This window comes from Priestia veravalensis, from assembly GCF_001457055.1.
Taxonomy (GTDB): Bacteria; Bacillota; Bacilli; order Bacillales; family Bacillaceae_H; genus Priestia; species Priestia flexa.
Genome location: NZ_KQ758638.1, coordinates 52,843 through 73,156, shown reverse-complemented (window position 1 = coordinate 73,156; position 20,314 = coordinate 52,843). Strand labels below are relative to the sequence as shown.

23 protein-coding genes and 1 other annotated feature are annotated in these 20,314 nt (G+C 40.5%); of the genes, 2 read left to right on the top strand and 21 right to left on the bottom strand.

The features are described 5' to 3' along the window. Positions 1-168: 168 nt before the first annotated feature. The 13 genes from yajC to nadB all read right to left on the bottom strand — a co-directional run bounded on the left by yajC (position 169) and on the right by nadB (position 12,377). Complete coding sequence (gene yajC / locus AS180_RS07550) at positions 169-432, bottom strand: preprotein translocase subunit YajC (RefSeq protein ID WP_025908505.1); 264 nt, start codon at positions 430-432, stop codon at positions 169-171. A 71-nt stretch (positions 433-503) separates the two neighbouring features. After that, positions 504-1,643 (bottom strand): tRNA guanosine(34) transglycosylase Tgt, encoded by a 1,140-nt coding sequence (gene tgt / locus AS180_RS07545; protein ID WP_025908506.1) that lies wholly within the window; start codon positions 1,641-1,643, stop codon positions 504-506. Positions 1,644-1,666: 23 nt separating this feature from the next. Then, positions 1,667-2,695 (bottom strand): tRNA preQ1(34) S-adenosylmethionine ribosyltransferase-isomerase QueA, encoded by a 1,029-nt coding sequence (queA, locus tag AS180_RS07540; protein WP_025908507.1) that lies wholly within the window; start codon positions 2,693-2,695, stop codon positions 1,667-1,669. 27 nt (positions 2,696-2,722) lie between these two features. Then, positions 2,723-2,923, bottom strand: a complete 201-nt coding sequence (locus AS180_RS07535) for a DUF2905 domain-containing protein (protein WP_025908508.1) — start codon at positions 2,921-2,923, stop codon at positions 2,723-2,725. Then, positions 2,920-3,921 (bottom strand): Holliday junction branch migration DNA helicase RuvB, encoded by a 1,002-nt coding sequence (gene ruvB / locus AS180_RS07530; protein WP_025908509.1) that lies wholly within the window; start codon positions 3,919-3,921, stop codon positions 2,920-2,922. The genes AS180_RS07535 and ruvB overlap by 4 nt, the downstream gene beginning before the upstream one ends. Before the next feature lie 19 nt (positions 3,922-3,940). Continuing rightward, on the bottom strand, positions 3,941-4,549 hold the full coding sequence (ruvA, locus tag AS180_RS07525; RefSeq protein WP_025908510.1) for a Holliday junction branch migration protein RuvA: 609 nt from the start codon (positions 4,547-4,549) through the stop codon (positions 3,941-3,943). 269 nt (positions 4,550-4,818) lie between these two features. After that, positions 4,819-5,325: a BofC C-terminal domain-containing protein gene (locus AS180_RS07520; RefSeq protein ID WP_025908511.1), complete on the bottom strand. Its 507-nt coding sequence runs from the start codon at positions 5,323-5,325 to the stop codon at positions 4,819-4,821. Positions 5,326-5,603: 278 nt separating this feature from the next. Further along, positions 5,604-6,332 (bottom strand): YhcN/YlaJ family sporulation lipoprotein, encoded by a 729-nt coding sequence (locus AS180_RS07515; protein WP_062686623.1) that lies wholly within the window; start codon positions 6,330-6,332, stop codon positions 5,604-5,606. Positions 6,333-6,429: 97 nt separating this feature from the next. Further along, complete coding sequence (locus tag AS180_RS07510) at positions 6,430-7,413, bottom strand: phosphotransferase (protein ID WP_138116597.1); 984 nt, start codon at positions 7,411-7,413, stop codon at positions 6,430-6,432. Then, positions 7,394-8,656, bottom strand: a complete 1,263-nt coding sequence (gene safA / locus AS180_RS07505; protein ID WP_062686622.1) for a SafA/ExsA family spore coat assembly protein — start codon at positions 8,654-8,656, stop codon at positions 7,394-7,396. The genes AS180_RS07510 and safA overlap by 20 nt, the downstream gene beginning before the upstream one ends. 208 nt (positions 8,657-8,864) lie before the next feature. After that, on the bottom strand, positions 8,865-9,965 hold the full coding sequence (gene nadA / locus AS180_RS07500) for a quinolinate synthase NadA (protein ID WP_062686621.1): 1,101 nt from the start codon (positions 9,963-9,965) through the stop codon (positions 8,865-8,867). Next, entirely contained in the window at positions 9,952-10,803 is an 852-nt protein-coding gene (gene nadC / locus AS180_RS07495) for a carboxylating nicotinate-nucleotide diphosphorylase (protein ID WP_025908516.1), read from the bottom strand. Before nadC ends, nadA begins: the two co-directional genes overlap by 14 nt. A 38-nt stretch (positions 10,804-10,841) precedes the next feature. Further along, a complete protein-coding gene (gene nadB / locus AS180_RS07490) occupies positions 10,842-12,377 on the bottom strand; it encodes an L-aspartate oxidase (RefSeq protein WP_062686620.1) in 1,536 nt (511 codons plus the stop codon). A gap of 139 nt (positions 12,378-12,516) precedes the next feature. Between nadB and AS180_RS07485 the strand changes: the two genes are divergently transcribed. Further along, positions 12,517-13,653, top strand: a complete 1,137-nt coding sequence (locus AS180_RS07485) for an IscS subfamily cysteine desulfurase (RefSeq protein ID WP_025908518.1) — start codon at positions 12,517-12,519, stop codon at positions 13,651-13,653. A gap of 4 nt (positions 13,654-13,657) precedes the next feature. Then, positions 13,658-14,203 carry a transcription repressor NadR gene (locus AS180_RS07480; RefSeq protein ID WP_061785225.1) on the top strand — a complete coding sequence of 182 codons (546 nt, stop codon included), beginning with the start codon at positions 13,658-13,660 and terminating at the stop codon, positions 14,201-14,203. Between the two features lie 17 nt (positions 14,204-14,220). On the opposite strand, the gene pheA is transcribed toward AS180_RS07480, so the two are convergent. From pheA to AS180_RS07440, 8 genes are all read right to left on the bottom strand, one after another. Then, positions 14,221-15,090, bottom strand: coding sequence for a prephenate dehydratase (pheA, locus tag AS180_RS07475; RefSeq protein ID WP_061785224.1), 870 nt, complete (start codon positions 15,088-15,090; stop codon positions 14,221-14,223). Positions 15,091-15,122: 32 nt separating this feature from the next. Further along, positions 15,123-15,572 carry an ACT domain-containing protein gene (locus AS180_RS07470; RefSeq protein WP_025908521.1) on the bottom strand — a complete coding sequence of 150 codons (450 nt, stop codon included), beginning with the start codon at positions 15,570-15,572 and terminating at the stop codon, positions 15,123-15,125. Positions 15,573-15,601: 29 nt separating this feature from the next. After that, positions 15,602-16,888, bottom strand: coding sequence for a GTPase ObgE (obgE, locus tag AS180_RS07465; protein WP_025908522.1), 1,287 nt, complete (start codon positions 16,886-16,888; stop codon positions 15,602-15,604). Positions 16,889-16,944: 56 nt separating this feature from the next. Continuing rightward, positions 16,945-17,484 carry a Spo0B C-terminal domain-containing protein gene (locus tag AS180_RS07460; protein WP_025908523.1) on the bottom strand — a complete coding sequence of 180 codons (540 nt, stop codon included), beginning with the start codon at positions 17,482-17,484 and terminating at the stop codon, positions 16,945-16,947. A gap of 179 nt (positions 17,485-17,663) precedes the next feature. Further along, positions 17,664-17,957, bottom strand: coding sequence for a 50S ribosomal protein L27 (gene rpmA, locus AS180_RS07455; RefSeq protein WP_025908524.1), 294 nt, complete (start codon positions 17,955-17,957; stop codon positions 17,664-17,666). A gap of 16 nt (positions 17,958-17,973) precedes the next feature. Further along, positions 17,974-18,306, bottom strand: coding sequence for a ribosomal-processing cysteine protease Prp (locus tag AS180_RS07450; protein WP_025908525.1), 333 nt, complete (start codon positions 18,304-18,306; stop codon positions 17,974-17,976). 12 nt (positions 18,307-18,318) lie between these two features. Beyond that, on the bottom strand, positions 18,319-18,627 hold the full coding sequence (rplU, locus tag AS180_RS07445) for a 50S ribosomal protein L21 (protein WP_025908526.1): 309 nt from the start codon (positions 18,625-18,627) through the stop codon (positions 18,319-18,321). A 14-nt stretch (positions 18,628-18,641) separates the two neighbouring features. Further along, positions 18,642-18,714, bottom strand: a sequence feature (ribosomal protein L21 leader region). 80 nt (positions 18,715-18,794) lie between these two features. Further along, positions 18,795-20,252 carry an Rne/Rng family ribonuclease gene (locus AS180_RS07440; protein ID WP_062686619.1) on the bottom strand — a complete coding sequence of 486 codons (1,458 nt, stop codon included), beginning with the start codon at positions 20,250-20,252 and terminating at the stop codon, positions 18,795-18,797. Positions 20,253-20,314: the final 62 nt, after the last annotated feature.

The following is a 20,314-nucleotide window of genomic DNA, read 5'->3' as shown; positions in this document are numbered from 1 at the left end:
TTTCCCTCTCTTTCCCGCAGGAGTCGAGTGTCCTACGCTCCATTCCACCCTGTTTCCAACATTGTTTTCACAATTAACAAAAAAACCTGAACGATTAAAAGTGAGAAACTCTTAATCGTTCAGGTATAGTAAGGACTGAACTACTTATGTCTCAGTCTCTTTCTATAATTATGCTTCGCTACGGATTTCACGAATTGCAGCGCGGTCAAATACCATTTTAGAACCGTCTGTTGTTTTCACAATAACTGTTCCTTCATCAATTGCTTCAACTAAAGCGTGCATTCCACCGATTGTGATGACTTTGTCACCTTTCTTCAGTTCAGACTGCATTTGCTGTACAGCTTTTTGACGCTTTTGCTGTGGACGAATTAATAAGAAATAAAAGATGGCGAACATTAAAAGTAATGGCCATATTGCTTGGAAAATTTCCACAAGATCTCCTCCTTTAATCAATTTATCAACAGGTACTTATTCATATGTTGATGAAAAACCCCTGTAATGACCTAGAAATTTTTTGCATTTGGTCCGTTAAATCCATATTTATCAAAGAATTCATCACGGAAGTCACCTAATCGATCTTCGCGAATAGCTTCACGGACTTGCTCCATTAAGTTTAGCAGAAAATATAAGTTATGGTAAGATGTTAATCGAATTCCAAACGTTTCATTAGAACGAATTAAGTGGCGAATATACGCTCTTGAATAATTTTTACACGTATAGCAATCACAGTTTGGATCGATTGGCCCAAAGTCTTCTGCATATTTTGCATTTTTAACAACTAAGCGCCCTTCGCTTGTCATTAATGTACCGTTACGTGCAATACGCGTTGGTAGCACGCAGTCAAACATATCAATTCCACGGATTGCTCCATCAATCAATGAATCTGGTGAACCTACGCCCATTAAGTAACGAGGTTTATCCGCAGGCAGATAAGGTGTTGTAAACTCAAGCACGCGATTCATAACGTCTTTTGGTTCTCCAACAGATAGTCCTCCTACAGCATAACCCGGGAAGTCCATAGAAACCAAGTCAGAAGCACTCTGACGACGTAAATCTTCAAATTCTCCTCCTTGTACAATCCCAAATAATCCTTGGTCTTGCGGACGACTGTGAGCTTCTAAACAGCGCTCAGCCCAACGGCTTGTACGCTCTACTGAACGCTTTAAATAATCATATTCAGCTGGATATGGTGGACACTCATCAAATGCCATCATGATATCCGAACCAAGTGCGTTTTGAATCTCCATTGCTCCTTCAGGTGATAGGAATAACTTGTCACCATTTAAGTGATTGCGGAAATGCACGCCTTCTTCTTCAATACGTCGAAGATCGCTTAGACTAAACACTTGGAAACCACCTGAATCCGTTAAAATTGGACGGTCCCAGTTCATGAATTTATGAAGTCCGCCAGCTTTTTTTACAATTTCGTGACCTGGACGTAGCCATAGATGATACGTGTTGCTTAAAATAATTCCTGCTCCCATTGCTTTTAAGTCTTCAGGAGACATTGTTTTTACTGTAGCAAGCGTACCAACTGGCATAAAGATCGGCGTTTCAAAAGATCCGTGTGGAGTATGCACAATGCCAAGGCGTGCTCCGGTTTGCTTACATGTTTTAATATGTTCATAACGAATAGCTGTCATTAGTGTATTCCTTTCATGTTAAATTACAAGATTAGCATGGCATCGCCAAAGCTAAAGAATCGATACTTTTCTTTTACCGCTGTTTCATATGCGCCGATGATATGCTCACGTCCAGCTAACGCGCTAACAAGCATAATAAGCGTTGACTTCGGCAAATGGAAGTTTGTAATCATACCATCAATTGCTTTAAATTCATATCCAGGGAAAATAAAGATGCTCGTCCAGCCCGATGAAGCTTTAAACACACCGTCGTGTTCAGTTGCGATTGTTTCAAGCGTTCGCGTAGACGTGGTACCAACAGAGATAATTCGTCCACCTTGTTCACGCACTGAATTCAACAACGAAGCTGTCTCTTCGCTCACTTGATAGTATTCAGCGTGCATATCATGCTCTTCCAGATCATCTACGCTTACGGGTCTGAAGGTTCCTAGGCCAACGTGCAGTGTTAAGAAAGCAATATGCACACCTTTCGCTTTAATTTCTTCCAACATCTCTTCCGTGAAGTGAAGTCCTGCCGTTGGTGCTGCAGCTGAACCTTGTTCACGTGCAAACACAGTTTGATAGCGTTCGCGGTCATCAAGGCGTTCTTTGATATAAGGTGGCAGCGGCATTTCACCAAGCTGTTCTAATACTTCATAAAAGATTCCGTCATACTTAAATTCCAGCAGCCTTCCCCCCTGATCACTCACACCTTTACAAACAGCCGTTAAGCGACCATCTCCAAATGAAATAACCGTTCCTTCTTTAACTCGCTTAGCGGGCTTCACAAGCGTTTCCCACATGTCACCTTCCGTTTGTTTTAAAAGAAGGACTTCAATATTAGCGCCCGTATCTTCTTTTGTTCCAAATAAACGAGCTGGTAAAACACGCGTATCGTTTAATACAAGACAATCACCTTCTTGTAAATAGTCAAGAAGGTCTTGAAACATATGATGACGTACCTCACCTGTTTCTTTGTTTACTACCATGAGTCTTGATGCATCACGCTTTTCAAGCGGCGTTTGCGCAATCAATTCCTCCGGTAAATGGAAATCAAATAAATCTACTTTCATTTCATTCACCTGTTCCTACTAAAATAATTATTTAAATCGACCAATAAAAAAGAAAATAAGCGATAATAAAATGCTAATAACAATCGACGTAACGATTGGAAAATAAAAGGTTGTATTTCCTTTTTTAATTAAAATATCACCAGGAAGTTTGCCGATAAATTGTAGCAAAAAACCGACCAATAGTAAAATACCACCCACAATCATTACGAATTTAGGGAGTTCGTTCACTTCTCTGGCACCTCCATTTGAAAATGATCATACACAAGCCGCGTCACAATCCGCCCTCTAGGCGTTCTTTGCAGAAAGCCAATCTGAAGTAAGTACGGCTCATATACATCTTCAATTGTATGTGATTCTTCACCAATGGTAGCCGAAATTGTATCTAAGCCAACTGGACCTCCACGGAATTTTTCAATAATCCCTCTTAATAATTTATGGTCAATATGATCCAAACCTAAACGGTCGACTTGCAGCATCTCTAAAGCTTCTGTAGCAAGCTGAACAGTAATCTCACCATCACCTTTTACCTGCGCAAAATCGCGAACGCGTCTTAAAAGCCGGTTGGCAATCCTCGGGGTCCCACGAGCTCGCCTGGCAATTTCATGCGTAGCTTGCGTATCGATGCCTACATTTAAAATAGAAGCAGTACGCTCTACAATAGACGCTAAGTCTTCTTCTTGGTAATATTCCAAGCGGCTTAAAACCCCGAAACGATCTCGCAGTGGTGATGAGAGCAAACCAGCTCTTGTTGTCGCCCCCACAAGCGTAAAGGGTGGTAAATCTAAACGCACGGAGCGAGCGCTTGGGCCTTTTCCAATCACAATATCTAGACAGAAATCCTCCATTGCAGGGTAAAGGACCTCTTCAACCGATCGATTAAGACGATGAATTTCATCAATAAACAACACATCGCCCGGTTCTAAGCTTGTTAGTACAGCCGCTAAATCTCCAGGACGCTCAATGGCAGGTCCGGAAGTAGTGCGAATTTGCACGCCCATCTCATTTGCAATAATGGTCGCCAACGTTGTTTTCCCTAAGCCAGGAGGTCCATATAGTAAAACATGATCCAACGTTTCGCTTCGCATTTTAGCAGCTTTAATAAAGATATCTAAGTGGCTTTTTACTTTATGCTGACCAATATACTGTTGTAGAAATTGAGGTCTAAGACTTTGCTCTAGCACTTCTTCTTCGCTAAGTGCATCGCCTGTCACAATACGATCGTCCATCATATTCCTCCTTCATTCGTTACTTAAGCAAACGCTTCAACGCTTCCTTAATATATTGATCTGTCGTCATCGACTGTTGCATTAAGGCTGGAACTACCTTATTAATCTCTCGCTCTGCATATCCAAGTACTTTTAATGCCTCGATAGCCTCATCTAAAGCTTCTGAGCTTTGTGATTTAACTTCTTGTTCGTCCATATCAGCAAATAGTGATGGCACTGCATCCGGTACGATATCATGAAGCTTGCCTTTCAAGTCCAAAATCATTTGACGAGCTGTTTTTTTTCCTACTCCTGGAAACTTCACCAAAAACTTTTCATTTTCTTCTTCAATGGCCTGCACCACCTGAGAAGGGTTACCTGATGCTAGAATCGCCAGCGCACCTTTTGGACCAATGCCTGAGACGCTAATTAATTTCATGAATAGTTCTTTTTGTTCGCGAGAATTAAAGCCGTACAGTGCTAAGATATCTTCACGGACATACTGATACGTATAAATAACTCTCTCTTCATTATCAACTGAAAACACATAAGGGTTTGGTGTAAATACCTGATAGCCCATTCCTTGGTTTTCAATGACAACGTATTCTGGATTAATATATGTAATCACACCTCTGATATAATCAATCAACTAACTCTCTCCCTCTCACATGAACGAAGGCAGTCTACCCTCCTTGTTATCATCAAGTAGAGAACACTGCCCAGTTCATTCATCTATCTTCCAACTAAGAAGCCGTAACAATTTTAATTTCACAATTGCTTTTGCATACTCTGTCGAACATTTAGCGCTGACTATTATTTTAACACAACCCTAAAAGTGAATAGAAGGAATTTGACATAGAAATAAAAAGAAATCTGCTTTCGAGTCCTTACTGTGGATTAGAACGCGACAAAAAGCGGCTACTTACTAGAAGTAGGCCGCGAATTAAGCTCGTACATTTTATAAAAATCCATCAAGGATACGTAATCATCTTTCGTTTGAACACGAATCCCATCTTTCAGCAGCTCTTCTTGATAGCTCTCTAATTTTTCTACATCAATCTGAAAGAAAGATTGAATAATATTTGTGGAATTTACCGGCTTCCCTTCAAACGTAGATAATACTCCGTTAACTGATAAGCCAACGTAGCCGTTTTCTTTAAGCATTGGCGAAATGTCGTCAACCGCCTTTCTAAGTACAACCTCTTCGTCTGATGCTTTAATCACTCTCCACATAGGATACGCGCTTAGTACTTCTTCTTTTGTCATGTACGGGGAATTCAAGACCTCTTGACTAATAACTCCATCTACATACGTACGCTCTAAAAAAATAGTCATTGGGCGTTCAGCTTCTACTACTCCAGCTAAGCTTACTAAAAAGCTGCTGATAGTACATACAATGATTATTTGATGAATGGTTCGTTTCATCCATCATCACCTCACACATGTAATTTGTCACTTCATAAAGATGACTGAAAGAAGAATTGCTATTTATATCTTTTCCTTTCTTTCTTTTTTTATCCATTTTCTTAAATATACAAAAAGAAGCTGGGACAAAGCTAAATGAGTCCTTCTCAAAAACGAATCATGACTCTTCTACAATAGTTAGGTTTTCAAAACAAAAAACATCCGAATGATTGCAAGTTAGCTCGCAATCATTCGGATATCTCGTTGACTGGAATACTGATGTCCCAGCTCTTTTTTACTTAGCGGTCTTTACGATTAACATTTTCATCAATGGATTCATACAAGCTGTTGATATTTGTACGAATAATTCCGTTATCTACACCGTTACGAATGTCATTATCAATATTACGAACGCTATTGAACATTCCATTATCTACCTCAACTTGAAGATTATATTTTTTCGCTAAAGGCTTTACTTCTTTTTGCACAGCTTTTTTAAGCTCTTCTTCGTTCACGTTGCTGTTAGCTGGATCAACAACTACCAACATGCGGTTATCATCAACTACTACTCTACAGCCTTTCACACCGTTTACACCAGCTGCTTTGTCTGCTACTTTCTCAGTCAAGTCTGCTGGGTAAGCATTTGTATTCGTTTGCGTAAGATTGTTTCTACCATTGAGATGACCGTGATAATTCCTATCACTACCACCGATGTTAGCATTGCTATAAAAACCATTTTTATTTGTAGATGGGTTTTGATAAGAATTAGTTGGGCTATCATAACGCCCATCCGTTACGTTTAACGGAGCAGTTCGTCTATTGTTGTTATTTTCGTCGTCGCCGTCTAACATATCCGTTACAGGGCCTTTTACTTGGTCAAGACGATGCTCATTTTCGTTTTCACTTGTATAGTAACCAACAGGCTCAGTGTTATCGTTATAACGCTGTTCCATTCCTTGGTCACTTGTACAAGCCGTTAAGCCAAACATAAAGCCAGCTGCTAATGATGAAATGATATACTTGTTCAATCGAACCCCCCCCTTTAAATGAGCCACCTTATAGCGGACTCACCATTAGGGTCTTAAAGTTGAGCAAAATTTATGCTGTCAGTTAGCGGTAAACTCTTTAGATATTGGGGAATATACGCAATATCTCCCTATTTGTTAATTCTGCTTTTATAGCTTGCTTTTCAGTCCATTGTTTTAGCTGAATAAGCTCTTTATATGAAGGTGATATGCTGGTTAAACGAATGTACCAAGGCAGCAAAAGCATAGCTGGAAAGCGCAGAGCCGCAGCAAAATACGGTAAATGAAAAAGATTGCTCATCCCCTCTTCCTTTAGCAGCTTTTCAATAGAAAAGTCTTCCTGTAATAAAAAGCGTTGAGCTAGTTGAATATAATCCGTAAAAAATGTGGATTGAGCTGCACAATCAAAATCAATTAAATAATAATCGTTATTAACTCCCCTTAAAAAATTATGAGAAGCCGTGTCACCATGGATTATTGTGTGTTGATGCTTCTGCCCTTCATGTTCGTATTTATGCATGGTTACTAAACTGTTTTGACATAACTCTTCAATAACTTTATACGTTCTTTTTCCAATGATGGACTCAATAAGCTTGTTATGATGAATAAAACTAGCAAGTCGCTTTTGCCACACGTGAGTAAGTTCATACATTGGAAATATGTCTTTCACATCATACCAAGCAAATGCTGCGGTTTCATGATAAGAATGTAGTAGCTCAATGACTCGCTTTCGGTGATGGGATTGTTCATATGAAACCGGTGACTTTGTTTGGAGATAAGGCATAATTCCCCAAACTTCTCCTCTGGTTTTGATCACAACCTCTCCATCTGAAAAAGGTTCAAAATTAATGGTAGCGTTAAACCCGTGCTGTTTGAGTGCTTGAATGAACTGAAAATTACGATTAATAGTGTTTTCATACCGATACTTCTTTATTATTTTCATCCCTTGATTCGTGTTTACATAAAGTACGTGTGGCTTTTTTATATAGTATTGCTTCACAAGAATTCCTTTTTCTACCAAACAAAAAAAGAGGCGATGTATAGAGTCATCGCCTCTGCCGTTATTAATCTTCATCTTCTTCATAATCGGGTATATTAAATAAATCCGGATCAACCGCTGGATATGGCGGTGCCCCTATCATACCAAATGGGGGTCCATACGGGGCTGGGTACGGTGCCAAGCGCTGATCTTGGTACCCATATGGCATCTGTTGGTATCCATACGGCATCTGCTGGTGTCCATATGGCATGGGCTGAGGAGATCCACATCCGCAGTCTTCTTGCGGTTGCTGGTATGGCATCTGCATACCCATTACGCTATTGTTTTCCATCTCTGGAGATTCCATCATTTCACCTTGTACCTGTGGCATCGACGGATACATTGGATACGCAGGTTGCTGGTATCCCCAAGGTGGTGGACAAGGCGAGCATTGAACCGGACCACATGGCATATACGGATTCATCATTGGGTAAAATGGTGCATTCACAGCATGCATTGGCGCATTTGGATGTTGCATTTGACCAGCTACCATTTGGTTATTTTCCATGGACTCCATTTCTTCCATTGCTCCTTGTACCTGTGGCATCTGCCATTGATGTGGATACACAGGATATGCTGGTGGCATTGGCGGTGGATAACACGGCATATAATGAAATCCACATCCAGGCATTACTGGAGAGATTGGTACAATTGGATAGCATGGCTGTTGCACCGGTGCTTCTACACTCTCCATCTCTGGACTTTCAGGTGACTCTACAACAGCTTCTACTTTTGGCTCTTCTTTTTTCGGCTGTTGCATCGCCATGTTTAACGTATAGTAATTGTTAATGTCAATTTCAGGAGCGATTGGCTGAATCTTTGGAAGCTTTGGCATCTTAGGCATCTTAGGCATTTCCGTTTTAGGCGCTTCTTTCTTTGGTGCCTCTTTTTTTGGCATTTCCTTCTTTGGTGCTTCTTTCTTCGGCGCTACTGGCGCTACTGGTGCTTCTTTCTTCGGCGGCTGAGCAATTGGCATCTCTTTTTTCACTGGCTGCATGCTCGGAATTGGTGATTGTTCACTATCTATTTCTGTTACCGGATAAGCTTTCGTTGATTGGTCGCTATATGGATGCTGGACTTTAGGCATTTCTTTAATCCCTAATGAGTTCCCTTCATTTGCAACAGGTACTCCGCCAGTTGGCACTTTAATTTTCATTCCAGGCATAATCATGTCTGGATTGCTTAATTGTGAGTTCATCTTTTTAAGTTCTTCAAAGTTTGCGCCATATTTTTGGGCAATTTTCCAAAGGGTATCCCCTTTTTGGACAATATGGATTTTCAACGTCATTCCCCTCCCGAGTCGAGTATATTTCATCTATATGTGCGGAATCAAAGCAAGTTCTGTTTGTTCATCACAACATATGCCTTGAACAAGTATTTTATTCTTGATGCTTAAAAGTTTGGATTTTTTTATAAAAAAAAGATCCATCACCACAAATGTATGTGAGAGGATCTCTTTTATGCTTGTTTTTCACTTTTCATTTAGTCCGACATCTTTAAACCATTGCAAGCATATTGTTGAGTGCTTTTTGAGCCAGTTCTGCTACTTCAGACTCCACTTTAATTTCATTGATGGGCGTGCCCTTATCAATCATTTCTAAAGACCAAAGCAAATGAGGAAGATCAATACGATTCATTGTTAAACAAGGACACATATACGGATTAAGTGAAATAACCTTCTTATCATCATGAGCATGAATCAAGCGGTTAACCAAGTTCATTTCTGTTCCAATTGCCCACTCTGAACCTGATGGTGCTTGTTCAATCGTCTCCATGATGTACTTTGTTGAGCCAGCGTAATCAGAGTGCTGCACTACGTCATGCGTACACTCTGGATGCACAATGATGTTCATGTTCGGGTGTTCTTTACGTACATGCTCAATGTTTTTTAACGTGAAATTTTCATGAACGGAGCAGTGTCCCTTCCACAGGATAATCTTCACATCTTCTATATCACCATCAAAAACGAGCTCATTTTCAATGGGATCCCAAATAGCCATTTCAGAAAGAGGCACTCCTAATTCATAAGCTGTATTTCTTCCTAAATGCTGATCTGGTAAAAATAAAATACGCTGTTTTTTAGAAAACGCCCACTGAACCACTTCTTTTGCGTTTGATGACGTCACGGTTGCTCCATGATGTTTGCCGACAAACGCCTTGATTTCCGCGGTGGAATTAACATACGTAAGCGGTATAATTGTGTCTCCAAACAAAGATTGCAAAATCGGCCATGCTTTTTCTGTTTGTTCAATGTTAGCCATATCGGCCATAGAACACCCTGCTCGCATATCAGGTAACACAACTCGTTGATTACTCGTTGTTAAAATATCCGCCGTTTCTGCCATAAAATGAACACCACAAAATACGATATAAGCAGCTTTTTTATTTGCTGCCGCCATTTGAGATAGCTGCAAGGAATCTCCTACCGCATCCGCGAACTTGTAAACTTCATCCTTTTGATAATGATGTCCTAATATGTAAAGCTGATCGCCAAGCTTTTGCTTAATGATTCTAATTCTTCTCTTCATCTCTTCATCCGACATCATTGAATACTCAAAGGGTAATGTCTTAGTCTTTAACGTTTCAAACAAGTTCATGGTTCATTTCCTCCACGTTTAAGCTAATATCAAGTGACTGCACAGAGTGTGTTAATGCTCCTAAGGAGATGTAGTCAACACCCGTGTCTTTATATAAAGCTATATTATTCAAATTCATTCCACCAGAAGCTTCTGTCGTAATGTGGTTTGGTACCTGAGAAATCCATTTCTTAATCGTTTGTGGGTCGCAGTTATCAAACATAATAATATCTACGTCTGCTTCAACCGCTTCTTTTAGCTGTTCCAGGGTCTCTATCTCCACTTCTACCTTTACCATGGGTCCAATATATTCTTTCACTTTTAAAACAGCGTTTTTAATAGAACCTGCATACGCAATATGATTATCTTTTAACATGACTCCGTCGTACAACCCAAACCGATGATTAACTCCTCCACCCATTCGAACAGCATACTTTTCTAACCCTCGAAGCCCAGGCGTTGTTTTACGCGTATCACAAATTTGTGTATGCGTCCCTTCCATTATTTTTCTCGCTTGAAAAGTCATCGTTGCGATTCCGCTCATGCGCTGGATAAGGTTTAATATAACGCGCTCTCCCGTTAAAATTGCTTGTATTGGTCCGTGAACCTTTGCAATGATATCTCCAGCTTCAACGTACTGTCCATCTTTTATATAAAGCTGAACTTTCGCTTGTTGATTTAGTAATTGAAAGCCTTCTGTAATAATACTATCACCCACAAAAACTCCACTTTGCTTAGTGACAATTTCAGCGCTTCCCGTTTCGTGACGTGAAAAAATGGCTTCACTCGTCAAATCCTGATCTCCAACGTCTTCAATAAAAAATTGATGAAGAAGTGCTTTAACCTTTAATGCGTTCATACAATTCCCCTCGTTTTCTTTGTATCATTCATTACCAATTACGCTAATACGCCTCGTAAAACATGAGTAACTTTTTGTTTCTCCCACTGATGACTAGTTTGAGGAAAGTCAGACCTGTAATGTGCGCCTCTGCTTTCACATCGATGTATCGCTGCAGAAGCTATGAGTTTTCCAAGTCTGAGCATCAAAATTCGCCGCCTTTGTTGTTCGGGATATGACCTTGTAAAGCTAAAATCCAACGAGTCTAGCTCCTCATCAAACCAGCTGATTGCTTGACGGAGACCAGCTCCGTTTCGAATGATTCCTACGTGCTGCATCATAACGGCTTGAATATCCGCTTGATGCATAATTAAAGACTCCTCAACTCTTGAAATCTGATAGTTTGTTTTATACTCTACGACTCGCCGACTTTCTTTTGATAGGATATGGCACCCTACTCGTCTACCGAATACGATACACTCTAACAACGAGTTACTAGCTAGACGGTTTGCACCATGTACGCCTGTACAGGCTGCTTCTCCTACAGCATAAAGAGATGGAATGGTCGTTTCTCCGTGTTCGTTAACTTTGATTCCACCCATTAAAAAATGTACACCTGGTATGACAGGTATTCGATTTTTGGAAAGGTGAATATTTGCTTTTTGACAAAGAGCTTTTATTGTCGGAAAGCGTTTGTTAAACTTTTCTACTTCGCTAATATCTAAAAAGACATCTTTTCCTTTTTGTATTTGCCCAAAAACTGCTCTTGCTACAATATCTCGCGACGATAGGTCTTCAAACGGCTGAATTCCTTTCATGAAGCGCTCTCCATCTTCAGTTACGAGCACGCCTCCTTCACCGCGTACCGCTTCTGATACCAGTCCAGCAGCATGATTCCCCTCTCGCAAGAGCGTAGGGTGAAACTGAATAAATTCTAAATCTTCAAGTTCTGCTCCCACATCATAAGCAAGCATCAAGCCGTCTCCAGTGGCGTAAGCATGATTGGACGTATACTGATACAAACCGCCGATTCCACCAGTAGCCACTACAACATGCTCTGCTAAATACGCTTGTATCTCCCCTTTTCGTCCTTCTCCAATCGCTCCAATACATCCTTGTTCATCACAAATTAGCTTATGAACAATTTGATGCTCTATAATTTCAACATGAGGTAATACGCGCTTCTTTAAAAAGGCAAATAATAAAGCACCCGTTTGGTCTCCTCCTGCATGCAAAATTCGATTTAATCGATGAGCTCCTTCTCTACCAAAATGCAGGCTGCCATTTTGGAATTGATCAAACTCCATGCCGTTAGCAATGAAGTCGAATACGCAGCTGATTCCTTCTTTAGTTAATATATGTACGGTCTCTTCGCTGCAGTGACTGCTACCAGCTGCTAACGTATCATAAGCATGTTCTTGCCAACTATCATGGTTTCCCACCGCCGCTGCAATTCCACCTTGCGCTAATACAGAATTGTTTTGTTCTATGCTTCCTTTTGTTACAATCGTAACTTTCTTATATGGATACAAAGCAGAAGCCGTAGCTAAAGCTGCCAATCCACTTCCAATAATCAACACGTCCGTCTTATGCATGCTTCACCTCTTACACTTCTGTTAATTTATAAAAACAAAAAACAAGACAATTAACTTTACATGTGTCTTTACACTTATATTTACATATTATTAAATAAAAGACAAGATATTTTTTATTTTGACCGAAAGAGGGAAAGCTATGATTTACCTTGACTATGCTTCAACCACGCCCATGAGTAAGGAATCAATCCAAGCATATCACACAGCGGCCACATCATATTACGGAAATACAAACAGCTTACATATGGTTGGTACGCAAGCAGATGATTTGCTTTCTTTATGTCGACATCAGCTCGCTTCTCTTATTAATGGAGAGCAACAAGCCATCTACTTTACAAGCGGAGGCACGGAATCCAACGTACTTGCTATCCGCTCGCTTCTCCATTACACAGAGCATAGAGGAAAACACATTATAACGACTTCGTTAGAGCATTCCTCCGTCTTACAGGCTCTCTCTTCGTTCCAAGAAGTAGAGTATACTATTACTTATCTACCAGTCACAAAAGATGGCGTTGTGTCGATAGAAGCTTTGCAAGACGCCATTCAAGACGACACAGTTCTTGTAGCCATTCAGCATGTCAATCACGAGCTAGGATCAATTCAGCCCGTTTATGATATTGGACAACTGTTAAAAAAACGAGACATTTGGTTCCACTGCGACTGTGTGCAGTCATTTGGAAAATTACCGATTAACGTGAAAGAAGCAAACATTGATAGCTTATCAGTATCAAGCCATAAACTATATGGTCCAAAAGGCGTCGGATTCGTTTACATTCAACCAAGTTCTTCTAAAGCTTCTGCTTCCCTAACTCATTTCCTTACAGAAAGCCATAGAGGAACTGTGAACGTCCCTGGAATTGCAGCGTTTACGACGGCTGCTGAACATGCTTATACTCAGTTAAAACAAGCCTACAATCACTTCGAACACTTAAAGTCATACTTGCTTATACGCATCAAGGAGTTACAGGGATTCGTTGAGATGGAAGCAGCTAGCTCAGCTCACTTTCCTGGTATAATCGGACTAACGTTCCGCAACGTACAAGGTCAGTATGTTATGTTACAATGTAATCGTCACAATATCGCAGTAGCAACGGGCAGCGCTTGTACAGTTCATAAACAAGCCCCTCTTCGTTCGCTACTAGCTATTGGAAAAAGTCCAGAGCAAGCCAAAAATTTCATTCGCATTTCCTTTAGTTTGCATACGACTACGAAAGATTTAGATGAACTAATGAATGTGCTTCATTTATTACATAAAGAGATTATGAAGGAGCGGTAAGACCATGTCAGAAAATCAACGCAAAGTTTTAGGTGAAGAGCGACGAGAACTCATTTTACAATGGTTAAAAGATGAACAGAAGCCGATGACAGGCAGTGAACTATCAAAAAGAACAAAGGTAAGCAGACAGGTGATTGTGCAGGATATCTCGCTCTTAAAAGCCCGTAATGAACCTATTTTAGCCACAAGCCAAGGCTATATTTATATGCAGTCTCCTGGCCAGGCATCCTCTCAGCAGCGAATTATTGCTTGTCATCACGCACCTGAAGATACAGAGAAAGAGCTTTTTCTCATCGTAGACCACGGAGTGTGCGTAAAAGATGTAATCATTGAACACCCCGTATACGGAGAGCTTACGGCTTCAATGATGGTTCAAACTCGTAAAGATGTAGAAGCTTTTTTACACAAGATTAATCAAACCAACGCAACCTATCTTTCACAATTAACAGAAGGCACCCACCTTCACACGCTTGAAGCAGACTCCGTTCAGAAGCTTGATGCAGCCTGTCATGCACTTGAGCAAGCTGGCTACCTATTAAAGAGTGAATAAAAAAAACCCGCTATGTTTTATAGCGGGATTTTTTGGTCGAGTAGCGTATGTGGATAGCTTCCTAAAACAGCTACCTTACATCCAAGTGCTTCAAGTTCAGCAATCGCGCTTGGGATGAGCACCTCGTCCATTTTCTGTTCAATATCGACAATAAAGAAGTAGTTTCCTAATCCTGTCTTCATTGGCCTTGATTCAATTTTAGATAGGTTTAGCTTACGCCATGCAAACGCAGACAGTACTTGATGTAGTGCTCCTGCTTGATCCGATGGTAATGTAATCATTAACGTCGTCTTGTAACCATTCTCTTGCTCAAATGGCACTGCGCGAGTTCTATCCTTATGAAGTACAACGAATCGAGTCGTGTTGTGATCATAATCATGAATATTTGGGCGTGCGATATGAAGCCCATACTCCTTAGCAGCTAGCCCGTTGGCAATCGCACCAACAACTTCTCCAGGGTTCTCGCTAACATATTTTGCAGCAAATGCTGTTGATGTCATTTCTTCTACAGGAACATGAGCTAAGCTGCCGTATAAAAACTTATGGCACTGCGCAATGGCATGAGGATGTGAATAAACAGCCTTGACCTCTTCCCATTTGTCTGCATGATCAGGATGAACCATCAAATGCTGACGAATCGGTAAAATGATCTCGCCTACTACTGGAAGACGATGCTCATGAATTAAATAATCAAGTGTTAAATTAACGGAACCTTCTAGTGCATTTTCAAGCGGAACGATTCCATACTCTACTTCTTCGTTATACACCGCATCAATACAAGATGGAATAGTCTTAAAGGGAATCTGCTCATATTCTGAAAATACTTCTTGAACTGCTACATGTGTAAATGTTGCTTTTGGTCCTAAATATCCTACTTTCCCCACGATTCTTCTCTCTCCTGTCTATGTCTGCTTTCTAGTTAAGCACCTGAACCAAGGACTTCAACCTTGTCCACAAATGCAAGTCTTTTTAACTCTCGTAACAAATCGTTCAACTCAACCTTCATACTTGCAATATCTAGTGAGAGCGTAACGTTTGCTCTACCTTGCAGCGGAATGGTTTGGTGAATCGTTAACACGTTACAACCCGAAGAGGCTACGACACTTAGTAAATGAGATAGCGTACCTGAGCGATCTTCCAGGTGAAAAAAGAGCGAAATAATTCGCTGTGTAACAACCGTTTGAAATGGAAACACAGTATCTCTATATTTATAAAAAGCACTGCGGCTTAAGTCAACCTCTTGAACTGCATCGGCTACGGAAGCTGATTTTCCACGTTCAATTAGCAGCTTTGCATCCAGCGTTTTCTTCATTGCTTCTGGCAATACATCTTCTCGTACTAAATAAAACTGCTTATCCGCCTTATCCAAGTCAAGCCCCTCCCCCGTGACATGAATGATTAGTCGATAAATTCGAACTCATATTCAAATAGCTTTACAATATCTCCATCTTTTGCGCCTCTTTCACGAAGCGCTTCGTCTATGCCCATACCACGAAGCTGACGAGCAAAGCGACGAACAGATTCGTCTCTTGAGAAATCTGTCATCTTGAACAGCTTTTCGACTTTTTCGCCATCTAATACAAATGAACCGTCGCTATCGCGTGTAATTTGGAATTCAACTTCCTTCTTCTCGTGCTTGTAAAGTACGCGGTGAGTCGATAAATCTTCCTCTTCATGCATTGGGAATTCAGGCGTTGTGTCTACAAGATCAGCTACCGTAAACAACAATTCGCGTATTCCGTCACGCGTTGCAGCAGAGATAGGGAATACTTTTACTTCATCTCCAATTTTTTCTTTAAAACGAGCTAAGTTTTCCGCCGCTTCTGGAATATCCATTTTATTTGCTACTACCACTTGTGGACGCTCTGTTAAGCGTAAATTATATTGGCGTAGCTCTTCATTGATTGTTAGATAGTCTTCGTAAGGATCGCGACCTTCTAATCCAGACATGTCTACTACGTGAACAATAACTCGCGTACGTTCAATGTGGCGTAAAAACTGATGTCCTAAACCAACGCCTTCGTGTGCACCTTCAATTAAACCTGGTAAATCCGCCATAACAAAACTACGGTTGTCTCCCGTTTCAACGACTCCTAGATTTGGTGCAAGCGTTGTAAAATGATACTCGGCAATCTTTGGCTTCGCAGCAGACGTAACCGATAGTAAAGTTGATTTTCCTACGCTTGGGAATCCAACTAATCCAACATCCGCCAGTACTTTTAGCTCAAGGATAACATCGCGCTCTTGTCCTGGCTCTCCGTTTTCAGAAAGCTCTGGAGCCGGGTTAGCTGGCGTTGCAAAACGCGTATTTCCTCGACCTCCGCGTCCACCTTTTGCAATAACCGCACGCTGACCGTGTTCTACTAAATCTGCAATTGTTTCTTTTGTCTCTGCATCAACCACAACTGTTCCTGGTGGAACTTTAACAACCATTGCTTCTGCATTGCGCCCGTGCTGGCCTTTTGACATGCCGTGCTCACCACGATCTGCTTTAAAGTGTCGCTTATAGCGAAAATCCATCAGCGTACGTAACCCTTCTTCTACTTCAAAGATAACGTCTGCTCCGTGACCACCGTCACCACCAGCTGGACCTCCTTTTGGCACATACTTTTCACGACGGAAGGCAACCATACCATTTCCTCCGTCGCCACCTTTCACATATACCTTGACCTGATCTACAAACATGTACTTTCACTCCGTTCTAGTTCATTCTTCTGTACGCTTGTACAAAAGAGATCTACTCATGTATTTAACTTAATTTGAATATTAAACTCAGTTGGAAGAATTTCTTGTTCAACGCATGTAAGCATTTGACCATATTCATAACTACCGAGCTGTTCTTGTAAATTTTGCATATCCGTTAGTATTCCACTAAAATCAAAAAAGAAACGAGGTTCCTGCTCTTCGGTGCATAATGAAATACTCAAATAATTATCAGCATGATAATCAATATGAGATTCTAGCAAACCCGTTAAATAACGGCACCATTTGTATACTTCATTATCATACTTTGATAAATCCTGAGCGTTTCCGAGCACTTCAAGTTCTAACCGAACCGCGTGGTTATACCAGTGGTAAGTCATAACAAAACCTGTGAACAAATGCATATTCATGCTTGTTAATTTTGATTCGTGCTGTGACTCGTTCACGATTGTATTGATGATGTCGTTTGCTCGATCTACCCGATTCAGTGCTAAATTGCCTTTGATTAGCTGTATCTTATTTAGCCAATCATGCCTAGCATATTTTAATACTTCGACAACATCCCACTCTTTTTTCATTTTCGCACTCCTAACTAACTTTTGACTCGAGCATAAGTAACTTCTAAGCGATAAAAAACATCTCGCATCATTGTTATTTAATATGTTCGATTATAACAAATTCCAGTGGAGAATAGGTGAATTATTCTACAAAAAGAAAACTCTAACCTCCATTGAGGTTAGAGTTTTCTTTTCACAGCTTATGCTTCTTGAGCTACTGGATATACAGATACTTTTTTACGGTCACGACCGAAACGTTCGAATTTAACGATACCGTCGATTTGAGCGTATAGAGTATCATCTCCACCACGACCTACGTTTGCACCTGGGTAAATTTTAGTACCGCGTTGACGGTATAAAATTGAACCACCAGTTACGAATTGGCCATCAGCACGTTTAGCACCAAGACGTTTCGAGATTGAATCACGACCGTTTTTAGTACTACCTACTCCTTTTTTAGAAGCGAAGAATTGAAGGTCTAATCTTACTAACATGACATCCACCTCCTGTTTAATTGTCGTTAATTTTTATATATTTACTGTAGTCTAATTCGATTGTTTTCAAAGACACGACCATTCCTTCTAGCAAAAGATGAATTTGCTCCAATGCTGATAAATCAACATTTCCTGGAATCTCACAGCGAAGATATCCACCATCTCCACCCTGCTTGATAACTGGCGTTACGCCGGTTATTGAATGAATAGCGTTTAAAGTGCCAAATGAAACTGCCGATGCTCCCGCACAAACAAGATCTTTTCCATGCTCGGAAAATTCAGCATGTCCACTCATCGTGAACCCGTCGATTTGCTTGTTTGCGTTACGAGAAATTGTCACCTTAATCATCAGATGCTAATCTTACGCGTTGATAGCGTCGATAACAACTTTTGTGTAAGGTTGACGGTGACCTTGCTTACGACGATAGTTTTTCTTTGCTTTGTATTTGAATACAGTGATTTTCTTAGCACGACCTTGTTTTTCAACTTTAGCCGTAACTGTTGCACCTTCAACAAATGGAGCACCAACTTTAACGTTGTCGCCACCTACAAATAATACTTTATCAAAAGTAACTGTTTCGCCTTGTTCACCAGCAAGTTTTTCGATGTAGATTGCTTGACCAGCTTCTACTTTAATTTGTTTACCACCAGTTTCGATAATTGCGTACATTCTCTGCACCTCCTCTAAAAACTAAGACTCGCCATCACAGGTGCCTATACTAGACTTAAAACCTGTTCTGAGCGGTTGTAGCACGGGTGCTACAAACCAACATATTAAATCTTACTACAGTATGAAGGTAAGTGTCAATTACATTTGCAACTTTATTCATAAAAAGATTACTTTCTTAATCTGTCCCGAATGACAGATTCTTTCCCAACGTATTTAACATGGTACATATGAGAAGCTGAAAGCGTTGGCGTACAGTAAAGCTTCAGTCCAATCATTTCTTCTATCGCATGAAAGAAACCATCGTTCTTTAAGTATTTTTCTACATCTTCGCGCGTTTCAACCCAAATGGCTTCTTCTGTTGAAAATCGATATTCCCATAGCTTACGCTCAATTTGAAACGCAATGGCTTCTGCATCCATTACTCGTCCTGTTCCATTGCAAACCTGACAAGCCGTCGTTAAGGTAGAACCGATGCTATCACGTACCTTTTTGCGCGTTAGCTGCAAAATACCGAGTTCAGTAAACCCAACTACGGTAGTACGAACTTCATCCTCTTTTACAATGTCTTGAACATACTTTAGCACTTCATCACGATCTTGTCGGCTGCTCATGTTAATGAAATCAATCAATACCATCCCGCCAATGTGGCGAAGCTTTAGCTGCTTAGCCATCTCAAAAGCAGCTTCTTTATTAACGCGTAAAATGTTTTCTCTCAATGAGCTTTTCCCGCTAAACTTTCCTGTATTTACGTCCACTACCGTCATTGCTTCTGTTTCATCAATGACAATATAGCCACCGCTCTTCAGCCAAACAATGCGTTTCAAAAGTTTTTCCAATTGGCTTTCAATCTCATAGTGCTCAAATACGCTTTCAGTGCCTTTATAATAGTAAAAAGGTAATGTTGGATACGCCTTAAGAAGCTGTTGGTATTCAGTAAAATCATCCACTACGAATTCTTGTATTGATTTTTTACTCGCATTTTGTACAAATGCATTCAAAAACTCTTGGCCTTTTTTTAAGAGCTTCGGTGCCTTTTGATTCTTGTTCGCTACGATTTCATGTTGATACTGAACTCGCAGCTCTTTGACTCTCTTTATTACCTGTTCCTCTGTCAGCGATTGAACAGCTGTCCGAAAGACAAGGCCTTCTTTCTCTTCAACCAGCTGTTGACCAAGCTGCTTCCACTTAACTCGCTCTTTCTCCTCCATCTTTTTCGAAGTTGCCACATAGTTTCCGTCTGGTAAATAAACAAGTTCTTCCGTTGCAAATTCAATCACACCGGTTAAGCGCGGTCCCTTTGTTCCAATTCCTTCTTTAATCACCTGAACAACAATAGCTTCTCCTTCTCGAATAAAAGCTGACATTGGCTTACTGTCTCTTTGAGTGTCCGAATCATTTCGATATGAAACGAGCTCTTGCTGATGAATAAATCCATTTTGTGATAGACCAATATCAACAAAAGCGGCCTGCATACCTGGTACAACCCTCACAACTCGACCTATATAAATATCACCAACAATTTGGTGCTTATTCTGCTCTTCTAAATAAATCTCTTCTAGCTCTCCATCATTTATAACGGCAATGCGCTTCGATTTTGTTGCAGCATTAATAATACATTTTCTCACGTTTAAATCTCCACTTCTTTAATGTTCAATAAAAAAAGTCCGGCTACGCGTTCAGCCGAACC